Raw genomic sequence first — 17,094 nt, forward strand, 5'->3', positions numbered from 1 at the left:
TGAACGCGGCTCAGGCGACCCGCAGGCCCTGGGCCGATCCGAGCTTCGCCAGCTGCAGCAGACCCTCTTCCCACTGCCGATGCCCCGAGCGGGTATTGATATGGCCGGCGCCGGGCAGGATGTCCAGCTCGCTGCCCCAGGCCTGCGCCAGGGCATCGGCCCGCGCCAGGCTGATGGCATGGTCGTTGTCCGAGGTCACCACCCGCGAGGGAAAGGGCAGCGCCTGGCGGGGCAAGGGCGCGAAACCCACCAGCTCCGCCGGGCAACCCGGGCGCTCGACGTCGGCCGGCGCCACCAGCAAGGCGGCCAGCACCCGCTGCCGACGCGCTACCGGAGCGCTGGCGGCCCAGCGCGCGACGGTGACGCAACCCAGGCTATGGGCGATCAGCACCACGGGTAAGGGCGAGCTGGCGATGGCCTGGTCAAGGGCATCCACCCACCGTTGCGGATCGGGGCGTTGCCAGTCGTCTTGTTCGACACGACGGGCGTCCGGCAGCAGGCGTTGCCAGTGGGTCTGCCAATGTTCAGGGCCAGAGCCCTGCCAACCGGGAAGGATGAGATAGCGGGTCATGACGGAGCTCCGCAGACGAAAGAGGAGAGCCGATAGTGCCGATGGATGATCCGCAGGAGAAAGAATAAAAGGCGCTTTGGTTATGCCAGGCTTCGGTTTGCAGCGACGAAATCGCGGCCATGCCGGTCCGCCGATGCGGCCGCTCCTACGGAACTCGGGCGTCTTGCTGATCGCGGCCATGGGCCGCTCCTACGGATTGTCCAAGGTGTAGGAGCGGCCCATGGCCGCGATAGAAAACGTGCAACTACTCGTTCCGCCCCAACCGCTCCACTTCCTGCAACCAACGCAACCGCTGCTCCTCGTCGGCTGCCCGCACTGGCGAATACTCATGGACCTGCAGCACCTGGATACCGCAGGCCTCGAGGCCCTCCTGGATGCCCTGGCGATGGGGCGCCTGGTTGCGCAGGCGCTGCCAGGGGGAGGGCGGGGTGTCGGAGGTCACCAGCAACTCGGCGCTGCGGCCGGTCAGCAGGGGTTCGCCGCCCCAGGTCTGGTCGCGCTGGGCAAAGGCGAAGCCCGGTTGCAGCACCCGTTCAAGAAAGCCCGCCAATACCGCCGGCAAGCCGTTCCACCACACCGGGTAGATGAACACCAGGTGCTCGGCCCAGTGGATCTGCCGCTGGGCTTCCAGCAGATCCGGCTCCAGGGTCTGGGAGAGGTCATAGCCTTCGCGCAGCACCGGATCGAACTGGGCATCGGCCAACTTGAGCTGGCGCACCACCTGGCCGCTGGCCTGGGCGCCCTGGACATAGGCGTCGGCCAGCGACTGGCAGAAACTGGTGCGCTTGGGATTGCCCTGGATGACCAGCAGACGCCGGCCATCCCCCTCCAGCGGCGTGGCGCCGCGGGCCTCAGCCACGGCCACCGGCTTCCAGCATGGTCTCCGGGCGTACCCACTGATCGAACTGCTCGTCGGTCAGGTAGCCAAGCTCCAGCGCGGCGGCACGCAGGGTCTTGTTCTCGGCATAGGCCTTCTTGGCGATCTCGGCGGCCTTGTCGTAGCCGATGTGCGGATTGAGCGCCGTCACCAGCATCAATCCCTGTTCCAGGTGCTCGGCCATCTTGTGCTCGTCCGGCTCCATGCCGGTGACGCAATGGGTGTTGAAGTTGCGACTGCCATCGGCCAGCAGGCGGATGGATTCCAGCACATTGTGGGCGATCACCGGCTTGTAGACGTTGAGCTGCAGATGGCCTTGGCTCGCGGCGAAACCCACGGTGACGTCGTTGCCGATCACCTGGCAGGCCAGCATCGACAGCGCCTCGCACTGGGTCGGGTTGACCTTGCCCGGCATGATGGAACTGCCCGGCTCGTTGGCCGGCAGCTTCACCTCGGCGAAACCGGCGCGCGGACCGGAGCCCAGCAGGCGCAGGTCGTTGGCGATCTTCATCAGCGCCACGGCCAGGGTCTTGAGGCCGCCGTGCAGGGCCACCAGCGGCTCATGGCCGGCGAGGGCGGCGAACTTGTTCGGCGCGGTGACGAAGGGCAGGCCGGTGAGTTCGGCGATTTCCTTGGCGATGGCTTCGTCGAAGCCCTTGGGCGCATTTAGGCCGGTGCCGACCGCGGTACCCCCCTGGGCCAGTTCCAGGACCGCCGGCAGGGCGTTGCGGATGGCGCGCTCGGCCAGATCCAGCTGGGCGACGAAGGCCGACAGCTCCTGGCCGAAGGTCACTGGCGTCGCATCCATCATGTGGGTGCGGCCGGTCTTGACCAGGTTCTGGTAGCGCGCCGATTGCAGCGCCAGGCCGCCGGACAGCTCGGCGATGGCCGGCAGCAGGTCGTTCTGCACCGCCAGGGCGGTGGCGATGTGCATGGCGGTGGGGAAGCAGTCGTTGGAGCTCTGGCCGCGATTGACGTGGTCATTGGGATGGACCGGCTTCTTGCCGCCCATGCCGTTGCCGGCCAGTTCGTTGCTGCGCCCGGCGATGACCTCGTTGACGTTCATGTTGCTCTGGGTGCCGCTACCGGTCTGCCAGACCACCAGGGGGAACTGGTCATCGTGGAAGCCGTCGAGGATCTCGCTGCTGGCCTTTTCGATCAGGGTGGCGACATCTTCCGGCAGTTCGCCAAGGCGCAGATTGACCCGCGCGGCCGCCTTCTTCACCGTCGCCAGGGCATGCACTACCGCCAGCGGCATCTGCTGGTTGCCGATGGCGAAGTTCTCCAGCGATCGCTGGGTCTGGGCGCCCCAGTAGACGTCGTCGGCTACTTCGATGGGGCCGATGCTATCGGTTTCAGTACGGCTCATGGCGCTCTCCGCTTATAGAGTGTGGGTCCAGCTAGTTTGGGCAGCAGCTTAGCGCCAGGGTTCCCAAATGGGAAGTATTCTCAATTGTGAGGGTGCCGTGGGCAGTTCAGCTGGCATTCAGCCCATCTCTGCCAGACTTCCCGTCCATTTTTCGCATCCCCAAGGACGTCCATGAAAAAGACTCTCCGTACGCTTGGCGCCGTAGTGCTGCTCGCCAGCGCCAGCAGCTTCGCCCTGGCCGACGCCAAGAGCCACGCGGCCGACGCGGAGCGCTTTCTCAAGCTGGCCAACGCCGACAAGCTGACCACCCCGGTCTATGCCCAGGTCCAGCAACTGTTCGCCCAGCACTTCGAGCAGGCCAAGGCGCCGGCCAAGAAAGCCGTGCTGGAAAGCTACACCGCCCGTGCCAACCAGGCGCTGGACAGCACCATCGGCTGGGAAAAGATCAAGCCCGAGATGGTCAAGCTGTACACCGACAACTTCACCGAAGACGAGCTGGAAGGCCTGATCAAGTTCTACCAGTCCGATCTGGGCAAGAAGATGATCGCCACCCTGCCGCGGCTGTCAGCCCAGTCCGCGCAGCTGACCCAGGCCAAGCTGGAGCAGGCGGTACCCAAGGTCAACGGCATCCTCGCCGAGATGGACAAGGAGCTGGGCGTGAAGCCGCCGGCCGGTGCCGAGAACGCGCCGCCGCCCGCCAAGCGCTGAGTCGAGCCTTTGCCACGAAGCCCGGACCCGTTCCGGGCTTCGTCGTTTCCGGGCGGGGCCCAGGCTCGCTAGAATGACGTTTCTCACAGTCGAGGTATCCCCATGAGCATGCGCGAACGTATCCAGTCCAGCCTGGGCCTGTTGCAACCCGAGCACCTGGAGGTGCTCGACGAAAGCCACATGCACAGCCGCGGCCAGGAGACCCATTACAAGGCGGTGGTGGTGAGCGAACACTTCGCCGGGCTCAACGCGGTGAAACGCCACCAGAAGGTCTACGGCACCCTGGGCGAACTCATGGGCCAGTTCCACGCCCTGGCGCTGCACACCTATACCCCGGCGGAGTGGGCGGCCCAGGGGCAGGCACCGGATTCGCCCACCTGCCGCGGCGGCAGCAAGCACGACCTGGCGGGTTGATCTCAAGGCGCCATTGTTCGGCGCCCTACTAATTGGTTAAAATTTGACCGGCGCCGGCATTCTTGCCGGCGTTTTCGTCAAAGAACCTGTTTCACGACCTAGCGAGCTAGAGACAAACGAGGCGAAAAGGGCTGAGGAAGCGGAGTTTACGAGTGGTAAATGAGCATTCCGAAGACCTTTTCAACGCAGTTTGGCCGACGCGCAGCAGGTCATGAACAGGTTCTAACCGGTCCGCCCTTTGCGAGGGCGACCCCTGGGAACCCGAAGATGACCGACAAGATTGTCGTGGCGGCCTTGTACAAGTTCGTCACCCTGGACGACTACGTCCAATTGCGTGAACCCCTGCTGCAGACCCTACTGACCCATGATGTCAAGGGCACCCTGCTGCTGGCCGAGGAAGGCATCAACGGCACCGTTTCCGGCAGCCGCGAAGGCATCGATGCGGTACTGGCCTGGCTGCGCGCCGATCCGCGCCTGGTCGACATCGACCACAAGGAATCCTACTGCGCCGAGCAGCCCTTCTATCGCACCAAGGTCAAGCTGAAGAAGGAGATCGTCACCCTGGGCGTGCCCGGCGTCGATCCCAACCGCCGCGTGGGCACCTATGTCGAACCCCGGGACTGGAACGCCCTGGTCGACGACCCCGAGGTGCTGGTGATCGACACCCGCAACGACTACGAGGTGGGCATCGGCAGCTTCAAGGGGGCGATCGATCCCAAGACCAAGAGCTTCCGCGATTTCCCGGCCTATATCCGCGAGCACTTCGATCCGGCCCGGCACAGGAAGGTCGCCATGTTCTGCACCGGTGGCATCCGCTGCGAGAAGGCGTCGAGCTTCATGCTGCAGGAAGGCTTCCCCGAGGTCTTCCACCTCAAGGGTGGCATCCTCAAGTACCTCGAAGAGGTGCCGGCGGAGGAATCCCGCTGGGAGGGCGAGTGCTTCGTCTTCGACAACCGCGTCACCGTGACCCATGACCTCGCTGAAGGGGTCTACGACCAGTGCCATGCCTGTCGTACGCCGGTCTCGCCGGAAGACATGCAGTCGCCGCACTACAGCCCTGGCATCAGCTGCCCGCACTGCTGGGATTCGCTGTCGGAGAAGACCCGCGCCGGTGCTCGCGAGCGGCAGAAGCAGATCGAGCTGGCGCGCCTGCGCAACGAACCCCATCCCATCGGCCGCGATCCGCGGCTGAACGCCACCCCCAGCCCCGAGGAAGTCTAGGATGCCCGGTCGCCTGCTCTATGTGATGGACCCCATGTGCTCCTGGTGCTGGGGCTTCGCCCCAGTGGTCGAGCGCCTGGCCGAGCGAGCGGCGGCCCAGGGCATTCCCCTGCACCTGGTGGTGGGCGGCCTGCGCCGCGAGCGGGTAGCCCAGGACACCGCCAGCCGGGTACGCACCCTGGCCTACTGGCAGGCGGTGCAGGAGACCACGGGCCAGCCTTTCGCCCTGGACCAGGGTCCGCCGGAAGGCCTGGTGTACGACACCGAGCCGGCCTGCCGCGCCCTGGTCGCCGCCCGCCAGCTCGACGAAGAGGCCGTCTGGCCACTGGCCAAGCGTATCCAGCGGGCCTTCTATGTCGAAGCCCGCGACGTCACCCAGCCGGCGCTGCTGGTGGAGCTGGCCGAAGCCTGTGGCCTGCCGCGTATCGAATTCGCCCCGCTGTTCGATGGCGAGCCGGCGCACCAGGCCACCCAGGCCGACTTCGACTGGGCGTTGAATCTGGGTATCGCCGGCTTCCCCACGCTGTTGGCCGAGTGTGATGGTCAGCTGGCGCTGGTCACCAACGGCTACCAGCCGCTGGAGGAACTGGAACCGCTGCTGGACGCCTGGCTCAGCCGCGGCGCGCACCTGGCGTGAGTCTGGTCATCGACGAGCGTCTGACGCTGCCCGAGCAGGAAATACAGCTCACCGCGGTTCGCGCCCAGGGTGCGGGTGGGCAGAACGTCAACAAGGTTTCCAGCGCCGTCCACCTGAGATTCGACATCCAGGCGTCTTCGCTGCCGGAAGCGCTCAAGGAGCGGCTGCTGGCGCTGCGCGACGGGCGCATCAGCCGCGACGGCGTGGTGGTGATCAAGGCCCAGCAATACCGCACCCAGGAACAGAATCGCGCCGACGCCCTGGAACGCCTGGCCACGTTGATCGCGGCGGCCAACGTCCAGGAAAAGCCGCGGCGCCCGACCAAGCCCACCTACGGTTCCAAGCAGCGCCGCCTGGAAGGCAAGTCGCGCCGCAGCGGCCTCAAGGCCAGTCGCGGGCGGGTGGATTTCTAGGCTGAGCAGAGGCCCCTTTAGCGCACCACGATCAGCGCACTGCCGGCCGCTTCCAGCATGTTGCGGGTGTTGCTGCCCATGAAGAAGTGGCGCAGGCGGGAGTGTCCGAAGGCGCCCATGACCACCAGCTCCAGGCCGTGTTGCTTGCGATAGCGCTCCAGGCCCAGTTCCACGTCGCCGTCGGTGATGGCGGTGGTGACCGTGCGGCCCTGCGCCCTGAGTTCGGTGGCGGCGCGGGTGAGGGCGGCGCGGCGTTCTTCGCGGTCGCGGCCGACGGTCACCAGGTGGCAGGCGAGGCCGTCGAACAGCCGGCAGTTGGCCACCCAGGTCACCGCCTTGCGCGCGCTACTGCTGTCGTCATAGGCCAGCAGCACGCCGCTGGGTTTGACGAACAGGTGGCCGGCCACCAGCAGCGGGCGGTGCAGGAGGCGGATGGCGCTTTCCAGGTGGCGACCGATCAGCCGCTTGGGCGGGCTGTCCTCACCCTGGCGCCCCAGCACGATGAGGTCGAAATCCTCCTGCAGACTCTCCAGCGAGCTCATCAGATCTCCGTGTTGCAGCACGGCGCCGGCGCAGCGCGCCTGCTGCTCTTCCACCCGTAGCTGGGCCGCATCGAGCAGTAGCCGGCCCTGGTCTTCGGCGAGCGTGCCGCGCTGGGCATCCAGGGCGGCCAGCTCGGTGAGCAGCTGTTCCCGATTGACCAGCAGCGGCGAGGTGGCCTGGCCTGGTCGAGGGAAGCGTCGTTGATCCAGCACATGCAGCAGGGTGAGCGGGGCGTCCAGGGCGGTGCCGGCCCAGGCGGCGAAGTCACAGACGGCGGCGCTCACGGCCGAGCCGTCGAGGCAGGCGAGGATCTTGGACATGGCCGCGGGTCTCCGGGAACAGGACATTGCTGGGAGAGACCCGGCGGCGCCGTTTCGGGTTCAATCGCCGAGGGCGAGGTCATCCGTCACTCCGCCACGCCGCAGCAGCTGCTTGCAGCGGGCGGACAGGTGCAGCACCCGCACCCGCTTGCCGGCCTTGGCATAGCGCTCGTGCAGGGTGCGCAGTGCCGCCACGGCGGAGTAGTCGACGAAACTCAGGTGGCGGCAGTCCACCACCACCTTCGGCGGATCACCGGCCGGATCGAACTGGTTGAGAAAGGTGGCGGTGGAGGCGAAGAAAAGGGTGCCGTGCACCTGGTATCTCTTGCTGCCGTCGGCTTCCAAGTGGCTGTCGGCATAGAGGCGGCGGGCGTGCTGCCAGGCGAAGTTGAGTGCCGCCAGGACGATGCCGCAGAGCACCGCGGTGGCGAGGTCGGCGAAGACGGTGATCACGGTGACGGCAATGATCATCAGCATGTCGCTACGCGGCACCCGGTGCAGCACCCGCAGCGAGGCCCAGGCGAAGGTCTGCTGGGCGACCACGAACATGGTGCCGACCAGTGCCGCCAGCGGAATGCGCTCGATCAGCGGCGACAGGAACAGCACGAAGAGCAGCATCAGGATCCCGGCGACTATCCCCGATAGCCGGCCGCGGCCGCCCGAACTCAGGTTGATCATGGTCTGGCCGATCATGGCGCAACCGCCCATGCCGCCGAACAGGCCGGACGCCATATTGGCCGCGCCGAGGGCCACGCACTCGCGATTGGGCCGGCCGCGGCTCTCGGTGATCTCGTCGGTGAGATTCAGCGTCAGCAGGGTCTCCAGCAGGCCGACCAAGGCCATCAGCACCGCATAGGGCAGGATGATCTGCAGCGTTTCGAGCGTCCAGGGGATGTGGGGCAGGGCCAGCTGCGGCAATCCGCCGGCGATGTGAGCCATGTCGCCCAGGGTGCGGGTCGGCAGGTCAAGGAAATACACCGCCAGCCCCACGCCAAGGATGGCCGCCAGCGCTGGCGGTACGGCACGCGTCAGGCGGGGCAGGAGCCAGATGATGGCCATGGTCACCAGGGTCAAGCCGATCATCAGATACAGCGGGGCGCCGCTGAGCCAGGTGTCGCCCTGCTTGAAGTGTTCCAGCTGGGCCAGGGCGATGACGATGGCCAGGCCGTTGACGAAGCCCAGCATGACCGGGTGCGGCACCATGCGGATCAGCTTGCCCAGGCGCAGGAGGCCGAAGGCGATCATCAGCAGGCCGCCCAGCACCACCGTGGCCAGCAGGTACTGCACGCCGTGCTGCACCACCAGGGCGACGATCACCACCGCCATGGAGCCGGCCGCGCCGGAGATCATGCCGGGCCGACCGCCGAAGAGGGCGGTGAGGGTACAGATGAAGAAGGCGCCATAGAGTCCCATCAGCGGATTGAGATGGGCGACCAGGGCAAAGGCGATGCACTCGGGCACCAGGGCGAAGGACGTGGTGAGACCGGCCAGGATGTCGGCACGGGGAGAGACACTTTTCATGGCGTATCCAGAACGGGCGATGGTACGGCGGGGCACGATCGCGGATAGACGACGGGGCAGGACGATGCGGGCACACGCCGCAGGGGCGGTTACCGGAGGAGGGGTGGTGCTATGGCGGCGTCGGCAGGTGCTTGGACATGGTGGAAGGGTCCGAAGGCGTCGCGAGGAAAGTTAGCGAGCTTAGCATGACTTTCCGGCGCTGCCGAATCGCCGGGATCGGTGGCAGATGCCCGCGCTAGAGTGATCCACTTCTCGTTTGGGTGTTTCGGTTGCGCCTAGTGCTGAACCTCTGGAGCGACCACCGGTCGCAGGCGGGTTGCGCAAAGGGATGCGCAGCGTCCTTGCAGCGATGGCGTCTCCGGGGTCGGCATGATTCCTGGCTGAGGCCCTCGCTGGATCGTCGAGGCCTAGCAGGAGTCTGTACCATGGAGCTTAACTATCGTCGGGACATCGATGGCCTGCGCGCCATCGCCGTGTTGCTGGTCGTTCTCAATCACGTCCGCTTCAGCGCCTTTGGTGGCGGCTATATCGGCGTCGATGTCTTCTTTGTCATCTCCGGCTATCTGATCACCCGCAAGACCGCACCGGACCTCGCGCTGGGGCACTTCAGCTTCGCCGACTTCTATCTGCGCCGCGTGCGGCGGCTGCTACCGGCCTTCGTGGCCATGGCCGTGGTCACCAGTGTGGCGGCTGCCTGCATCCTGCTGCCGCGGGATCTCGCCAGCTACAGCAAGAGCTTGATGGCCGCGCTGCTGTCCATCGCCAACGTCTTCTTCTGGCGCGCCAGCAATGGCTATTTCTCGCCCACGGCGGATGAGCTGCCGCTGCTGCATACCTGGTCGCTGGCGGTAGAGGAGCAGTACTACCTGTTCTGGCCGGTGCTGCTCCTGCTGGGCTATCGCCTGCTGGGCGTGCGCCGTTGCGGCCAGGTCGCGGTGTTGCTAGCGCTCGCGGGCCTGGCGCTGTCGGAGTGGGCCGCACGGGCGCAACCCAATGCCGCCTACTACCTGCTGCATGCCCGCGCCTTCGAACTGCTGGTGGGCAGCCTGCTGGCGCTGTATTGGGAGCGCCTGCCGCGCGCCAGCGCCGGGCAGGCCAGGGTGCTTGGGCTGGTGGCCTTGGCGTTGATCCTGGTACCGGCCTTCACCCTCGATCACTACAGTCGCTTCCCTGGGGTGAATGCTCTCTGGCCCTGCCTGGGCGCTGCCCTGCTGATCTGGACCGGAGAAAACGGTCGTGGCCCCGCGCGCTGGCTGCTGGCCCAACGGCCCCTGGTGTTCATTGGCCTGATCTCCTATTCGCTGTATCTCTGGCACTGGCCGCTGATGGCCTTCACGAACTACATGGAGGTGCCCAAGGAGCTGGGGCTGCAACTGGCCCTGGTGGCGGCCTCGGTGGCGCTAGGCGCGCTGTCGTGGCGCTTCGTCGAGCAACCCTTCCGCGGTCGGCCGCGCCATTCGCCACGACTGATCTTCGCTGGCCTCTATGCCGCGCCGCTGCTGGTGGGTGCGCTGGCGGTCGGGCTGACGCTCAAGTTCCAGGGTTTTCCGCAGCGTTACGACGCCAACACCGCCGCCATGGTCGAGGCACTGGACAGCACCTTCGCCAAGGCACGGGGCAGCTGCTTCATCGAGGAGTTCGGCACCATGGCGACCCAGTGGTCGCCGGACCGCTGCCGCCTGGGCGCCGTCGACCGGCCACGGGCGGAGGTGCTGCTGGTAGGCGATAGCCACGCCGCCGCCAGCACCGGCATGCTCGATGTCCTGCTCAAGGACGCCGGCCTGCGCGGCTATGACATGACCCGCAGTGGCACCCTCTACCTGCCCGGTCTCGACGACGTCCACATCACCCGCCCGGGCAATCGCCTGGATCCGTCGATCCAGCTCACCGCACCGGTGGTGACCCAGGCCATCCGTACCGGCGGCTATCGCTATGTGGTGCTGGGCGGACGCTGGCCGATGTACCTGGAAGGCATGAGCGAAGCGGGCCTTTCGGCCTACAACGTGCTGCAGCGCCCGGGGGGCGGCGCGACGCCCGCCGAGCTGTTGCGGGAGGGCCTGGACAACGCCCTGCGCATCATCGTCCAGAGCGGCGCCACCCCGGTGATCCTGGCCGGCATCCCCGAGATCGGTGCCGGGCGCGACACCTGTCAGGTCAAGAACCGGCTGTTCCACACCGCCAACGACTGTTCCGTCGAATTGGGCGACGTGGCGCGGCGCCAGGAACCCTTCACCTTGATCCTCGACGACCTCAAGCAGCGCTACCCGCAGCTGCTGACCCTGGATCCCAAGGCCGTCACCTGCGATGCCCAGCGTTGCCATTCGGCACTCGACGGCACGCCGCTGTACCAGGATGGCAACCACCTCAACGTCAGGGGTTCACGGCTGATCGGCGAACGACTGGTGGCGCGGGGTGACAATCCGCTGCAGGTGGAAGGGGCGACGACCGAGCTGGATGCTCAGGCCATTCGTCAGGTCGCATCGGACTAGAGGAGGGAAGGCCGACTTCCATTGATCGGCGACAAGGGCGAAGCGCTCGATAAGCCAAACGATTGGGTTACTCTTGCCTCAGGGCCTGGCTATGCACCAGGCCCAGCCTGAACGAGGACAAGAAAACGTGGATATGAACCGTCGGCAATTCTTCAAGGTCGCTGGAGTCGGCCTTGCGGGATCCAGCCTGGCGGCGTTAGGCATGGCTCCCACAGCCGCCTTTGCCGACCAGGTGCGCCATTTCAAATTGGCGCACACCGTGGAAACCCGCAACACCTGTCCCTACTGCTCGGTCGGCTGCGGCCTGATCATGTACAGCATGGGTGACCGGGCCAAGAACGTGGCCCAGAACATCATTCACATCGAGGGCGACGCCGACCACCCGGTCAACCGTGGCACCCTCTGCCCGAAAGGCGCCGGGCTGCTGGATTTCATCCACAGCCCCAATCGCCTCAAGTATCCCGAAATGCGCAAGCCTGGCAGCAACGAGTGGACCCGCATCAGCTGGGACGAGGCGCTTGACCGCATCGCCACCCTGATGAAGGAAGACCGCGATGCCAACTTCATCGCCACCAACGACAAGGGCCAGACGGTCAATCGCTGGCTGACCACGGGCTTCCTGGCCGCCTCGGCGTCCTCCAATGAAACCGGTTATTTGACGCACAAGATCGCGCGGAATCTGGGCCTGTTGGCCTTCGATAACCAAGCGCGCGTCTGACACGGCCCGACGGTGGCAGGTCTTGCCCCGACGTTTGGCCGTGGCGCCATGACAAATCACTGGAGCGACATCAAGAACGCTAACCTCGTCTTGATCATGGGCGGCAATGCCGCTGAAGCGCACCCGTGTGGTTTCAAGTGGGTCACCGAGGCCAAGGCGCACAACAACGCCCGGCTGATCGTGGTCGATCCGCGCTATACCCGTTCTGCCTCGGTTGCGGACTACTACGCCCCCATCCGGACCGGCAGCGACATTGCCTTCCTGGGCGGGTTGATCAATTACCTGATCACCCACGACAAGATCCAGCACGAATACGTCCGTAACTACACCGACGTAGGCTTTATCGTGAAGGAAGGCTTCTCCTTCGAAGACGGCCTGTATACCGGCTACGACGCTGAAAAACGTACCTATACTGACAAGACTCAATGGGGCTACGAGATCGGCGACGACGGCTTCGTCAAGATCGATGCAACGCTAGAGCACCCGCGTTGCGTCTTCCAGTTGATGAAGCAGCACTACAGCCGCTACACCCTGGAAGTGGCCAGTCAGGTATGTGGGACGCCCGTTGAGGCGATCGAGAAGGTCTGGGCCGAGATTGCCGAGACGTCGGCGCCCGGTCGCACGATGACCATCCTCTATGCCCTAGGTTGGACTCAGCACTCCATTGGCGCCCAGATCATTCGTGCCGGCGCCATGGTGCAGCTGCTGCTTGGCAACATCGGTATGCCCGGTGGCGGGATGAACGCCCTGCGCGGTCACTCCAACATCCAAGGTCTTACCGACCTGGGTCTCTTGTCGATCCAGCTGCCGGGCTACCTGACCATCGGCGCCGACGGCGAGCAGGACTACCACGCCTTCATCGACCGACGCGCCAGCAAGCCGCTGCGCCCGGGACAGATGAGCTACTGGCAGAACTACGGCAAGTTTCACGTCAGCCTGATGAAGGCCTGGTACGGCGACAATGCCACCAAGGACAACGACTGGTGCTACCACTGGTTGCCCAAGGTCGACGTCACGGGTGCTGGCTACGATGTGCTGCGCTACTTCGACATGATGGGCAAGGGTCAGGTCAACGGCTATTTCTGCCAGGGTTTCAACCCCATCGCCGCCTTCCCCAACAAGGCCAAGGTGATGCGCGGGCTGTCCAAGCTCAAGTGGCTGGTGATCATGGATCCGCTGGCCACTGAGACCTCCGAGTTCTGGCGCAACCACGGCGATCACAATGATGTGAATACCGCGGAAATCCAGACCGAGGTGTTCCGCCTGCCCACCACCTGCTTCGCCGAGGAAGACGGCTCCCTGGTGAACTCCAGTCGCTGGCTGCAGTGGCACTTCAAGGGTGCCGAAGCGCCTGCCGAGGGCCGAAGCGACATCGTCATCATGTCCGAACTGTTCCTCAGATTGCGCGAGGCCTATCGCCAGGACGGTGGTGCCTTTCCTGATCCGATCCTGGGCCTTTCCTGGCCCTATGCCAAACCAGGAGAGCCTTCGGCGGAGGAGTTGGCCAAGGAGTTCAACGGCTACGCTGTGACCGACGTGCTCGATGCCAAGGGCGCCGTTTCGGCCAAGGCCGGCCAGCAACTTGCCGGTTTCGGCCAGTTGATGGACGACGGCAGTACCGCCTCGGGATGCTGGATCTATTGCGGCGCCTGGACCGAGCAGGGCAACCAGATGGCGCGGCGCGACAACAGCGATCCGTTCCATATGGGGCAGACCCTGGGCTGGGCCTGGTCGTGGCCGAACAACCGCCGCATCCTCTACAACCGTGCCTCCTCGGATCTTAGCGGCAAGCCGTGGGACCCGAGCAAGAAGCTGGTCTGGTGGAACGACAAGGCGCAGAAGTGGGGCGGTACCGACGTGCCGGACTTCAAGATCGACGGCAAGCCTGGCGACGGGATGAGTCCGTTCATCATGAACCCGGAAGGGGTAGCGCGCTTCTTCTCGCTGGACAAGATGGCCGAGGGGCCCTTCCCGGAGCACTACGAGCCGTTCGAAACGCCCATCGGCGTCAACCCGCTGCACCCCAATAACCGTAAGGCGCTGAACAGCCCGGCGGCGCGGGTGCTCAAGGACGACTGGGCGGACTTCGGCGATCGCAAGGACTTCCCCTATGCGGCCACCACCTACCGCCTGACCGAGCACTTCCACTACTGGAGCAAGCACTGCCGCCTCAACGCCATCATCCAGCCCGAGCAGTTCGTCGAGATCGGCGAGGTGCTGGCCAAGCAGAAGGGCATCGCCGCGGGTGATCTCGTACGCGTCAGCTCCAAGCGCGGCCACATCGTCTGCAAGGCGGTGGTGACCAAGCGGATCCGTCCGCTGCAGGTCAATGGCGAAACGGTGCACCATGTCGGCATCCCCATCCACTGGGGCTTCTCCGGCGTGGCGCGGATGGGTTACCTGGCCAATACCCTGACTCCCTTCGTGGGTGACGGGAACACCCAGACGCCCGAGTTCAAGTCGTTCCTGGTCAACGTGGAGAAAGCGTGATGGCAAGCCAAGATATCTACGCCCGCTCCGCGACGACTACGGCTTATCCGTCCGTGCGCAATCAGGCGGAAGTGGCCAAGCTGATCGATGTGTCCAAGTGCATCGGCTGCAAGGCCTGCCAGGTCGCCTGTTCGGAATGGAACGAGCTGCGCGACGAGGTGGGCCATACCCACGGCACCTACGACAACCCGGCGGACCTCACCGCGGACTCCTGGACGCTGATGCGTTTCACCGAGCACGAGGACGAGGCCGGCAAGCTGGAGTGGCTGATCCGCAAGGACGGCTGCATGCACTGCGCCGAGCCGGGCTGCCTGAAGGCCTGTCCGAGTCCGGGGGCCATCGTCAAGTACGCCAACGGTATCGTCGACTTCAACCAGGACCACTGCATCGGGTGCGGCTACTGCATCGCCGGTTGCCCCTTCGACATCCCGCGGATCTCGAAGAAGGACAACAAGGCCTACAAGTGCTCCCTGTGTTCGGACCGGGTCGGGGTCGGCCTGGAGCCCGCCTGCGTCAAGACCTGCCCGACCGGCGCCATCGTGTTCGGCACCAAGGACGCCATGAAGGAGCACGCCGCCGAGCGAATCGTCGATCTCAAGAGCCGCGGCTACGAGAACGCCGGTCTGTACGACCCGGTGGGGGTAGGGGGCACCCACGTCATGTACGTGCTGCACCATGCCGACCAGCCGCAGCTGTACAACCACCTGCCCAAGGATCCGACCATCAGCCCCACCGTGGGCCTGTGGAAGGGCTTCACCAAACCCCTGGCACTGTTCGCCATGGGCGCGGCGGTGCTGGCTGGTTTCTTCCACTACGTGCGCGTCGGTCCCAACCGGACCGATGACGACGACGAAGTGGTCGAGGCGCCGCCCCGTCACGAGGGCGATGCGCCCAAGGGCGAGGTCAAGCAGCTGAGTCCGTCCGTGCAGATCTTCGATCCGCACGACAAGCAGCCCTAGCAGGGGTACGCCCCCGGTTAGCCGGGGGCGTCCTGGGAGATCGAGATGAAACCTGAAATCCAGCGTTACAACGCCAACGAGCGGACCAACCACTGGATCGTGGCGATCCTGTTCTTCATGGCCGGGCTGTCGGGACTGGCGCTATTCCACCCGGCGCTGTTTCCGTTGTCGAGCCTGTTCGGCGGCGGCACCTGGACGCGCATCCTGCATCCCTTCATGGGTGTGGCGATGTTCCTGTTCTTCGCCTTTCTGGTGATCCGCTTCTGGCGGCACAACAAGATCGGCCGTGAAGACGCCCAGTGGCTCAAGCAGATCAACGATGTACTGAACAACCGCGAGGAGAAGCTGCCGCCGATCGACAAGTACAACCCTGGGCAGAAGATCCTGTTCTGGGTGCTCTTAGCCTGCATGCTGATCCTGCTGGTCAGCGGCGTGGTCATCTGGCGGCAGTACTTCGCCCACCTGTTCCCTATCCCGGTGATCCGCCTGGGCGCCCTGGCCCACGCCGTCGCCGCCTTTGTGCTGGTGCTGTCGATTATCGTGCACATCTATGCGGGGATCTGGATCAAGGGCTCGGTGACCGCGATGATGACCGGTTGGGTCAGTCGCGCCTGGGCCAAGAAGCACCATTCGCTGTGGTACGAGAAGGTCACCCGCGAGAAGAAGTAAGGCTGTTGTTGGGCTTCGCTGCGCTCAACCCAACCTACGGATCGGGTGCGCGGGATTTCTCCTGCGCACCGATCTGACTCCCTCTCCCTCCGGGAGAGGGTTGGGGTGAGGGCAGCGGAGTCCGACATCCAAATCCGCCCGCTATCCTGAATCCTCTATCTTCCACCGTTTTCCTAAGGAGCCCTGCCATGGCGGGCCAGATCCTCGAGCCCGGCGAAATCGAAGCCGCGGCCGTCAATCCCGATTTCATCCTGCTGCCCGGTGGCGAGCTGTTCGGCTATCGCGCCGACCGCCTGCGCCTGCTGGCCACCGACAATGCGCTGAGTGACTACCTGCTGCTGATGGCCGACCTGTGCGAAGCCCAGCAAGGGGTCTTCGACCAGCTCGCGCCCCTGCCACTGGACGAGGCCCGCAGCGCCCAGAGTCTGCAGCACGGCCTACCGCCGCTGGGCTACGACACCCTGGTCCGCGAAGGCGACTGGTTGCCGGCACTGGATGCCCTACTGGAGAACCTCAAGCTCGCGCAGGCGCCAGTGCAGGCCGCCCTGGACGAACTGCGCCAGGCCGATGCCGGCCAGCGCAAGGCCTGGGCCATCGCCCTGCTGGCCGGCAGCTATGAGCTGGTGCCCGCCGGCGTGGTGCCCTTTTTGGGCGGCGCCCTGCAGGTAGCCTGGACCCACTGGCTGCAGCGCAGTGACTTCAGCGCCCTGCGCGAACAGGGCAGCCAGACACTCTGCCCCTGCTGCGGCGCACCGCCCATGGCCGGCATCATCCATCACCTGGGCAAGGCCAATGGCCTGAGGTATCTCACCTGCTCGCTGTGCGCCTGCGAGTGGCACTTCGTGCGGGTCAAGTGCAGCCACTGCGAGACGGGCAAGGGCCTGGGCTACTACTCCCTGAGCACCGACGACGCCAACGCCCAGAAGGCGCCGCTACGCGCTGAGACCTGCGCCCACTGCAAGACCTACCTCAAGCACCTCTATCGCGACCATGACACCCGCAGCGAACCCCTGTCCGCCGATCTCGCCAGCCTGGCGCTGGACGTGCGCCTGGCGGAAGAGGGCTACGAACGCCACGCGCCCAACCTGCTGTTCGCCCCGGGCTAGACCGGGCTGGGCGACCGCCCGGGGCAGGGTGGTCGCCGTTCCTTCTGTTTCCGCATATGGCGGGCTGCC

General features: G+C 65.5%; 15 protein-coding genes. 10 read left to right on the forward strand and 5 right to left on the reverse strand.

Annotated features, from left to right (window positions below):
• Positions 1-10: 10 nt before the first annotated feature.
• From BMZ43_RS19640 to BMZ43_RS19650, 3 genes are all read right to left on the reverse strand, one after another.
• Positions 11-571: an RBBP9/YdeN family alpha/beta hydrolase gene (locus BMZ43_RS19640; protein ID WP_017639812.1), complete on the reverse strand. Its 561-nt coding sequence runs from the start codon at positions 569-571 to the stop codon at positions 11-13.
• Between the two features lie 244 nt (positions 572-815).
• Positions 816-1,436: an NAD(P)H-dependent oxidoreductase gene (locus BMZ43_RS19645; RefSeq protein ID WP_007162355.1), complete on the reverse strand. Its 621-nt coding sequence runs from the start codon at positions 1,434-1,436 to the stop codon at positions 816-818.
• Complete coding sequence (locus BMZ43_RS19650; protein WP_017639811.1) at positions 1,423-2,817, reverse strand: class II fumarate hydratase; 1,395 nt, start codon at positions 2,815-2,817, stop codon at positions 1,423-1,425. Before BMZ43_RS19650 ends, BMZ43_RS19645 begins: the two co-directional genes overlap by 14 nt.
• A 171-nt stretch (positions 2,818-2,988) precedes the next feature.
• Between BMZ43_RS19650 and BMZ43_RS19655 the strand changes: the two genes are divergently transcribed.
• The 5 genes from BMZ43_RS19655 to arfB all read left to right on the forward strand — a co-directional run bounded on the left by BMZ43_RS19655 (position 2,989) and on the right by arfB (position 6,210).
• Positions 2,989-3,525, forward strand: coding sequence for a DUF2059 domain-containing protein (locus tag BMZ43_RS19655; RefSeq protein ID WP_017639810.1), 537 nt, complete (start codon positions 2,989-2,991; stop codon positions 3,523-3,525).
• Positions 3,526-3,627: 102 nt separating this feature from the next.
• Entirely contained in the window at positions 3,628-3,939 is a 312-nt protein-coding gene (locus BMZ43_RS19660) for a BolA family protein (RefSeq protein ID WP_064309449.1), read from the forward strand.
• Between the two features lie 267 nt (positions 3,940-4,206).
• A complete protein-coding gene (locus BMZ43_RS19665) occupies positions 4,207-5,160 on the forward strand; it encodes an oxygen-dependent tRNA uridine(34) hydroxylase TrhO (protein ID WP_064309448.1) in 954 nt (317 codons plus the stop codon).
• Position 5,161: 1 nt separating this feature from the next.
• Positions 5,162-5,797: a DsbA family protein gene (locus BMZ43_RS19670; protein ID WP_064309447.1), complete on the forward strand. Its 636-nt coding sequence runs from the start codon at positions 5,162-5,164 to the stop codon at positions 5,795-5,797.
• 2 nt (positions 5,798-5,799) lie between these two features.
• On the forward strand, positions 5,800-6,210 hold the full coding sequence (gene arfB / locus BMZ43_RS19675) for an alternative ribosome rescue aminoacyl-tRNA hydrolase ArfB (RefSeq protein ID WP_037063345.1): 411 nt from the start codon (positions 5,800-5,802) through the stop codon (positions 6,208-6,210).
• A 17-nt stretch (positions 6,211-6,227) separates the two neighbouring features.
• Here arfB and BMZ43_RS19680 read toward each other — a convergent pair whose 3' ends face one another.
• Together BMZ43_RS19680 and BMZ43_RS19685 are read right to left on the reverse strand one after the other, a co-directional pair.
• Positions 6,228-7,073: a universal stress protein gene (locus tag BMZ43_RS19680; RefSeq protein ID WP_093255947.1), complete on the reverse strand. Its 846-nt coding sequence runs from the start codon at positions 7,071-7,073 to the stop codon at positions 6,228-6,230.
• Between the two features lie 60 nt (positions 7,074-7,133).
• Entirely contained in the window at positions 7,134-8,594 is a 1,461-nt protein-coding gene (locus tag BMZ43_RS19685) for a SulP family inorganic anion transporter (RefSeq protein ID WP_093255949.1), read from the reverse strand.
• A 425-nt stretch (positions 8,595-9,019) separates the two neighbouring features.
• Here BMZ43_RS19685 and BMZ43_RS19690 point away from each other — a divergent pair, with 425 nt between their 5' ends.
• The 5 genes from BMZ43_RS19690 (at position 9,020) to fdhE (ending at position 17,025) form a co-directional block, all read left to right on the forward strand.
• Positions 9,020-11,083 (forward strand): acyltransferase family protein, encoded by a 2,064-nt coding sequence (locus BMZ43_RS19690; RefSeq protein WP_093255951.1) that lies wholly within the window; start codon positions 9,020-9,022, stop codon positions 11,081-11,083.
• 127 nt (positions 11,084-11,210) lie between these two features.
• On the forward strand, positions 11,211-14,291 hold the full coding sequence (fdnG, locus tag BMZ43_RS19700) for a formate dehydrogenase-N subunit alpha (RefSeq protein WP_143075285.1): 3,081 nt from the start codon (positions 11,211-11,213) through the stop codon (positions 14,289-14,291).
• Positions 14,291-15,250, forward strand: a complete 960-nt coding sequence (gene fdxH, locus BMZ43_RS19705) for a formate dehydrogenase subunit beta (protein WP_064309443.1) — start codon at positions 14,291-14,293, stop codon at positions 15,248-15,250. The genes fdnG and fdxH overlap by 1 nt, the downstream gene beginning before the upstream one ends.
• 45 nt (positions 15,251-15,295) lie before the next feature.
• The gene (locus BMZ43_RS19710; protein ID WP_059315878.1) at positions 15,296-15,919 is read left to right on the forward strand and encodes a formate dehydrogenase subunit gamma; all 624 of its coding nucleotides are present in this window, start codon (positions 15,296-15,298) and stop codon (positions 15,917-15,919) included.
• A 188-nt stretch (positions 15,920-16,107) separates the two neighbouring features.
• Positions 16,108-17,025, forward strand: coding sequence for a formate dehydrogenase accessory protein FdhE (fdhE, locus tag BMZ43_RS19715; protein WP_093255956.1), 918 nt, complete (start codon positions 16,108-16,110; stop codon positions 17,023-17,025).
• Positions 17,026-17,094 lie beyond the last annotated feature (69 nt).

This window comes from Pseudomonas sp. Snoq117.2 (genome assembly GCF_900110545.1).
Classification (GTDB): Bacteria; Pseudomonadota; Gammaproteobacteria; order Pseudomonadales; family Pseudomonadaceae; genus Chryseomonas; species Chryseomonas benzopyrenica.

Bases quoted from the DNA above. Each gene is read 5' to 3' on its own strand.
- BMZ43_RS19660 (WP_064309449.1), top strand. From the start codon at position 3,628: ATGAGCATGCGCGAACGTATCCAGTCCAGCCTGGGCCTGTTGCAACCC.
- BMZ43_RS19655 (WP_017639810.1), top strand. From the start codon at position 2,989: ATGAAAAAGACTCTCCGTACGCTTGGCGCCGTAGTGCTGCTCGCCAGC.
- fdhE (WP_093255956.1), top strand. From the start codon at position 16,108: ATGGCGGGCCAGATCCTCGAGCCCGGCGAAATCGAAGCCGCGGCCGTC.
- fdxH (WP_064309443.1), top strand. From the start codon at position 14,291: ATGGCAAGCCAAGATATCTACGCCCGCTCCGCGACGACTACGGCTTAT.
- BMZ43_RS19710 (WP_059315878.1), top strand. From the start codon at position 15,296: ATGAAACCTGAAATCCAGCGTTACAACGCCAACGAGCGGACCAACCAC.
- BMZ43_RS19670 (WP_064309447.1), top strand. From the start codon at position 5,162: ATGCCCGGTCGCCTGCTCTATGTGATGGACCCCATGTGCTCCTGGTGC.
- BMZ43_RS19685 (WP_093255949.1), bottom strand. From the start codon at position 8,594: ATGAAAAGTGTCTCTCCCCGTGCCGACATCCTGGCCGGTCTCACCACG.
- BMZ43_RS19680 (WP_093255947.1), bottom strand. From the start codon at position 7,073: ATGTCCAAGATCCTCGCCTGCCTCGACGGCTCGGCCGTGAGCGCCGCC.
- BMZ43_RS19690 (WP_093255951.1), top strand. From the start codon at position 9,020: ATGGAGCTTAACTATCGTCGGGACATCGATGGCCTGCGCGCCATCGCC.
- BMZ43_RS19650 (WP_017639811.1), bottom strand. From the start codon at position 2,817: ATGAGCCGTACTGAAACCGATAGCATCGGCCCCATCGAAGTAGCCGAC.
- BMZ43_RS19665 (WP_064309448.1), top strand. From the start codon at position 4,207: ATGACCGACAAGATTGTCGTGGCGGCCTTGTACAAGTTCGTCACCCTG.
- BMZ43_RS19640 (WP_017639812.1), bottom strand. From the start codon at position 571: ATGACCCGCTATCTCATCCTTCCCGGTTGGCAGGGCTCTGGCCCTGAA.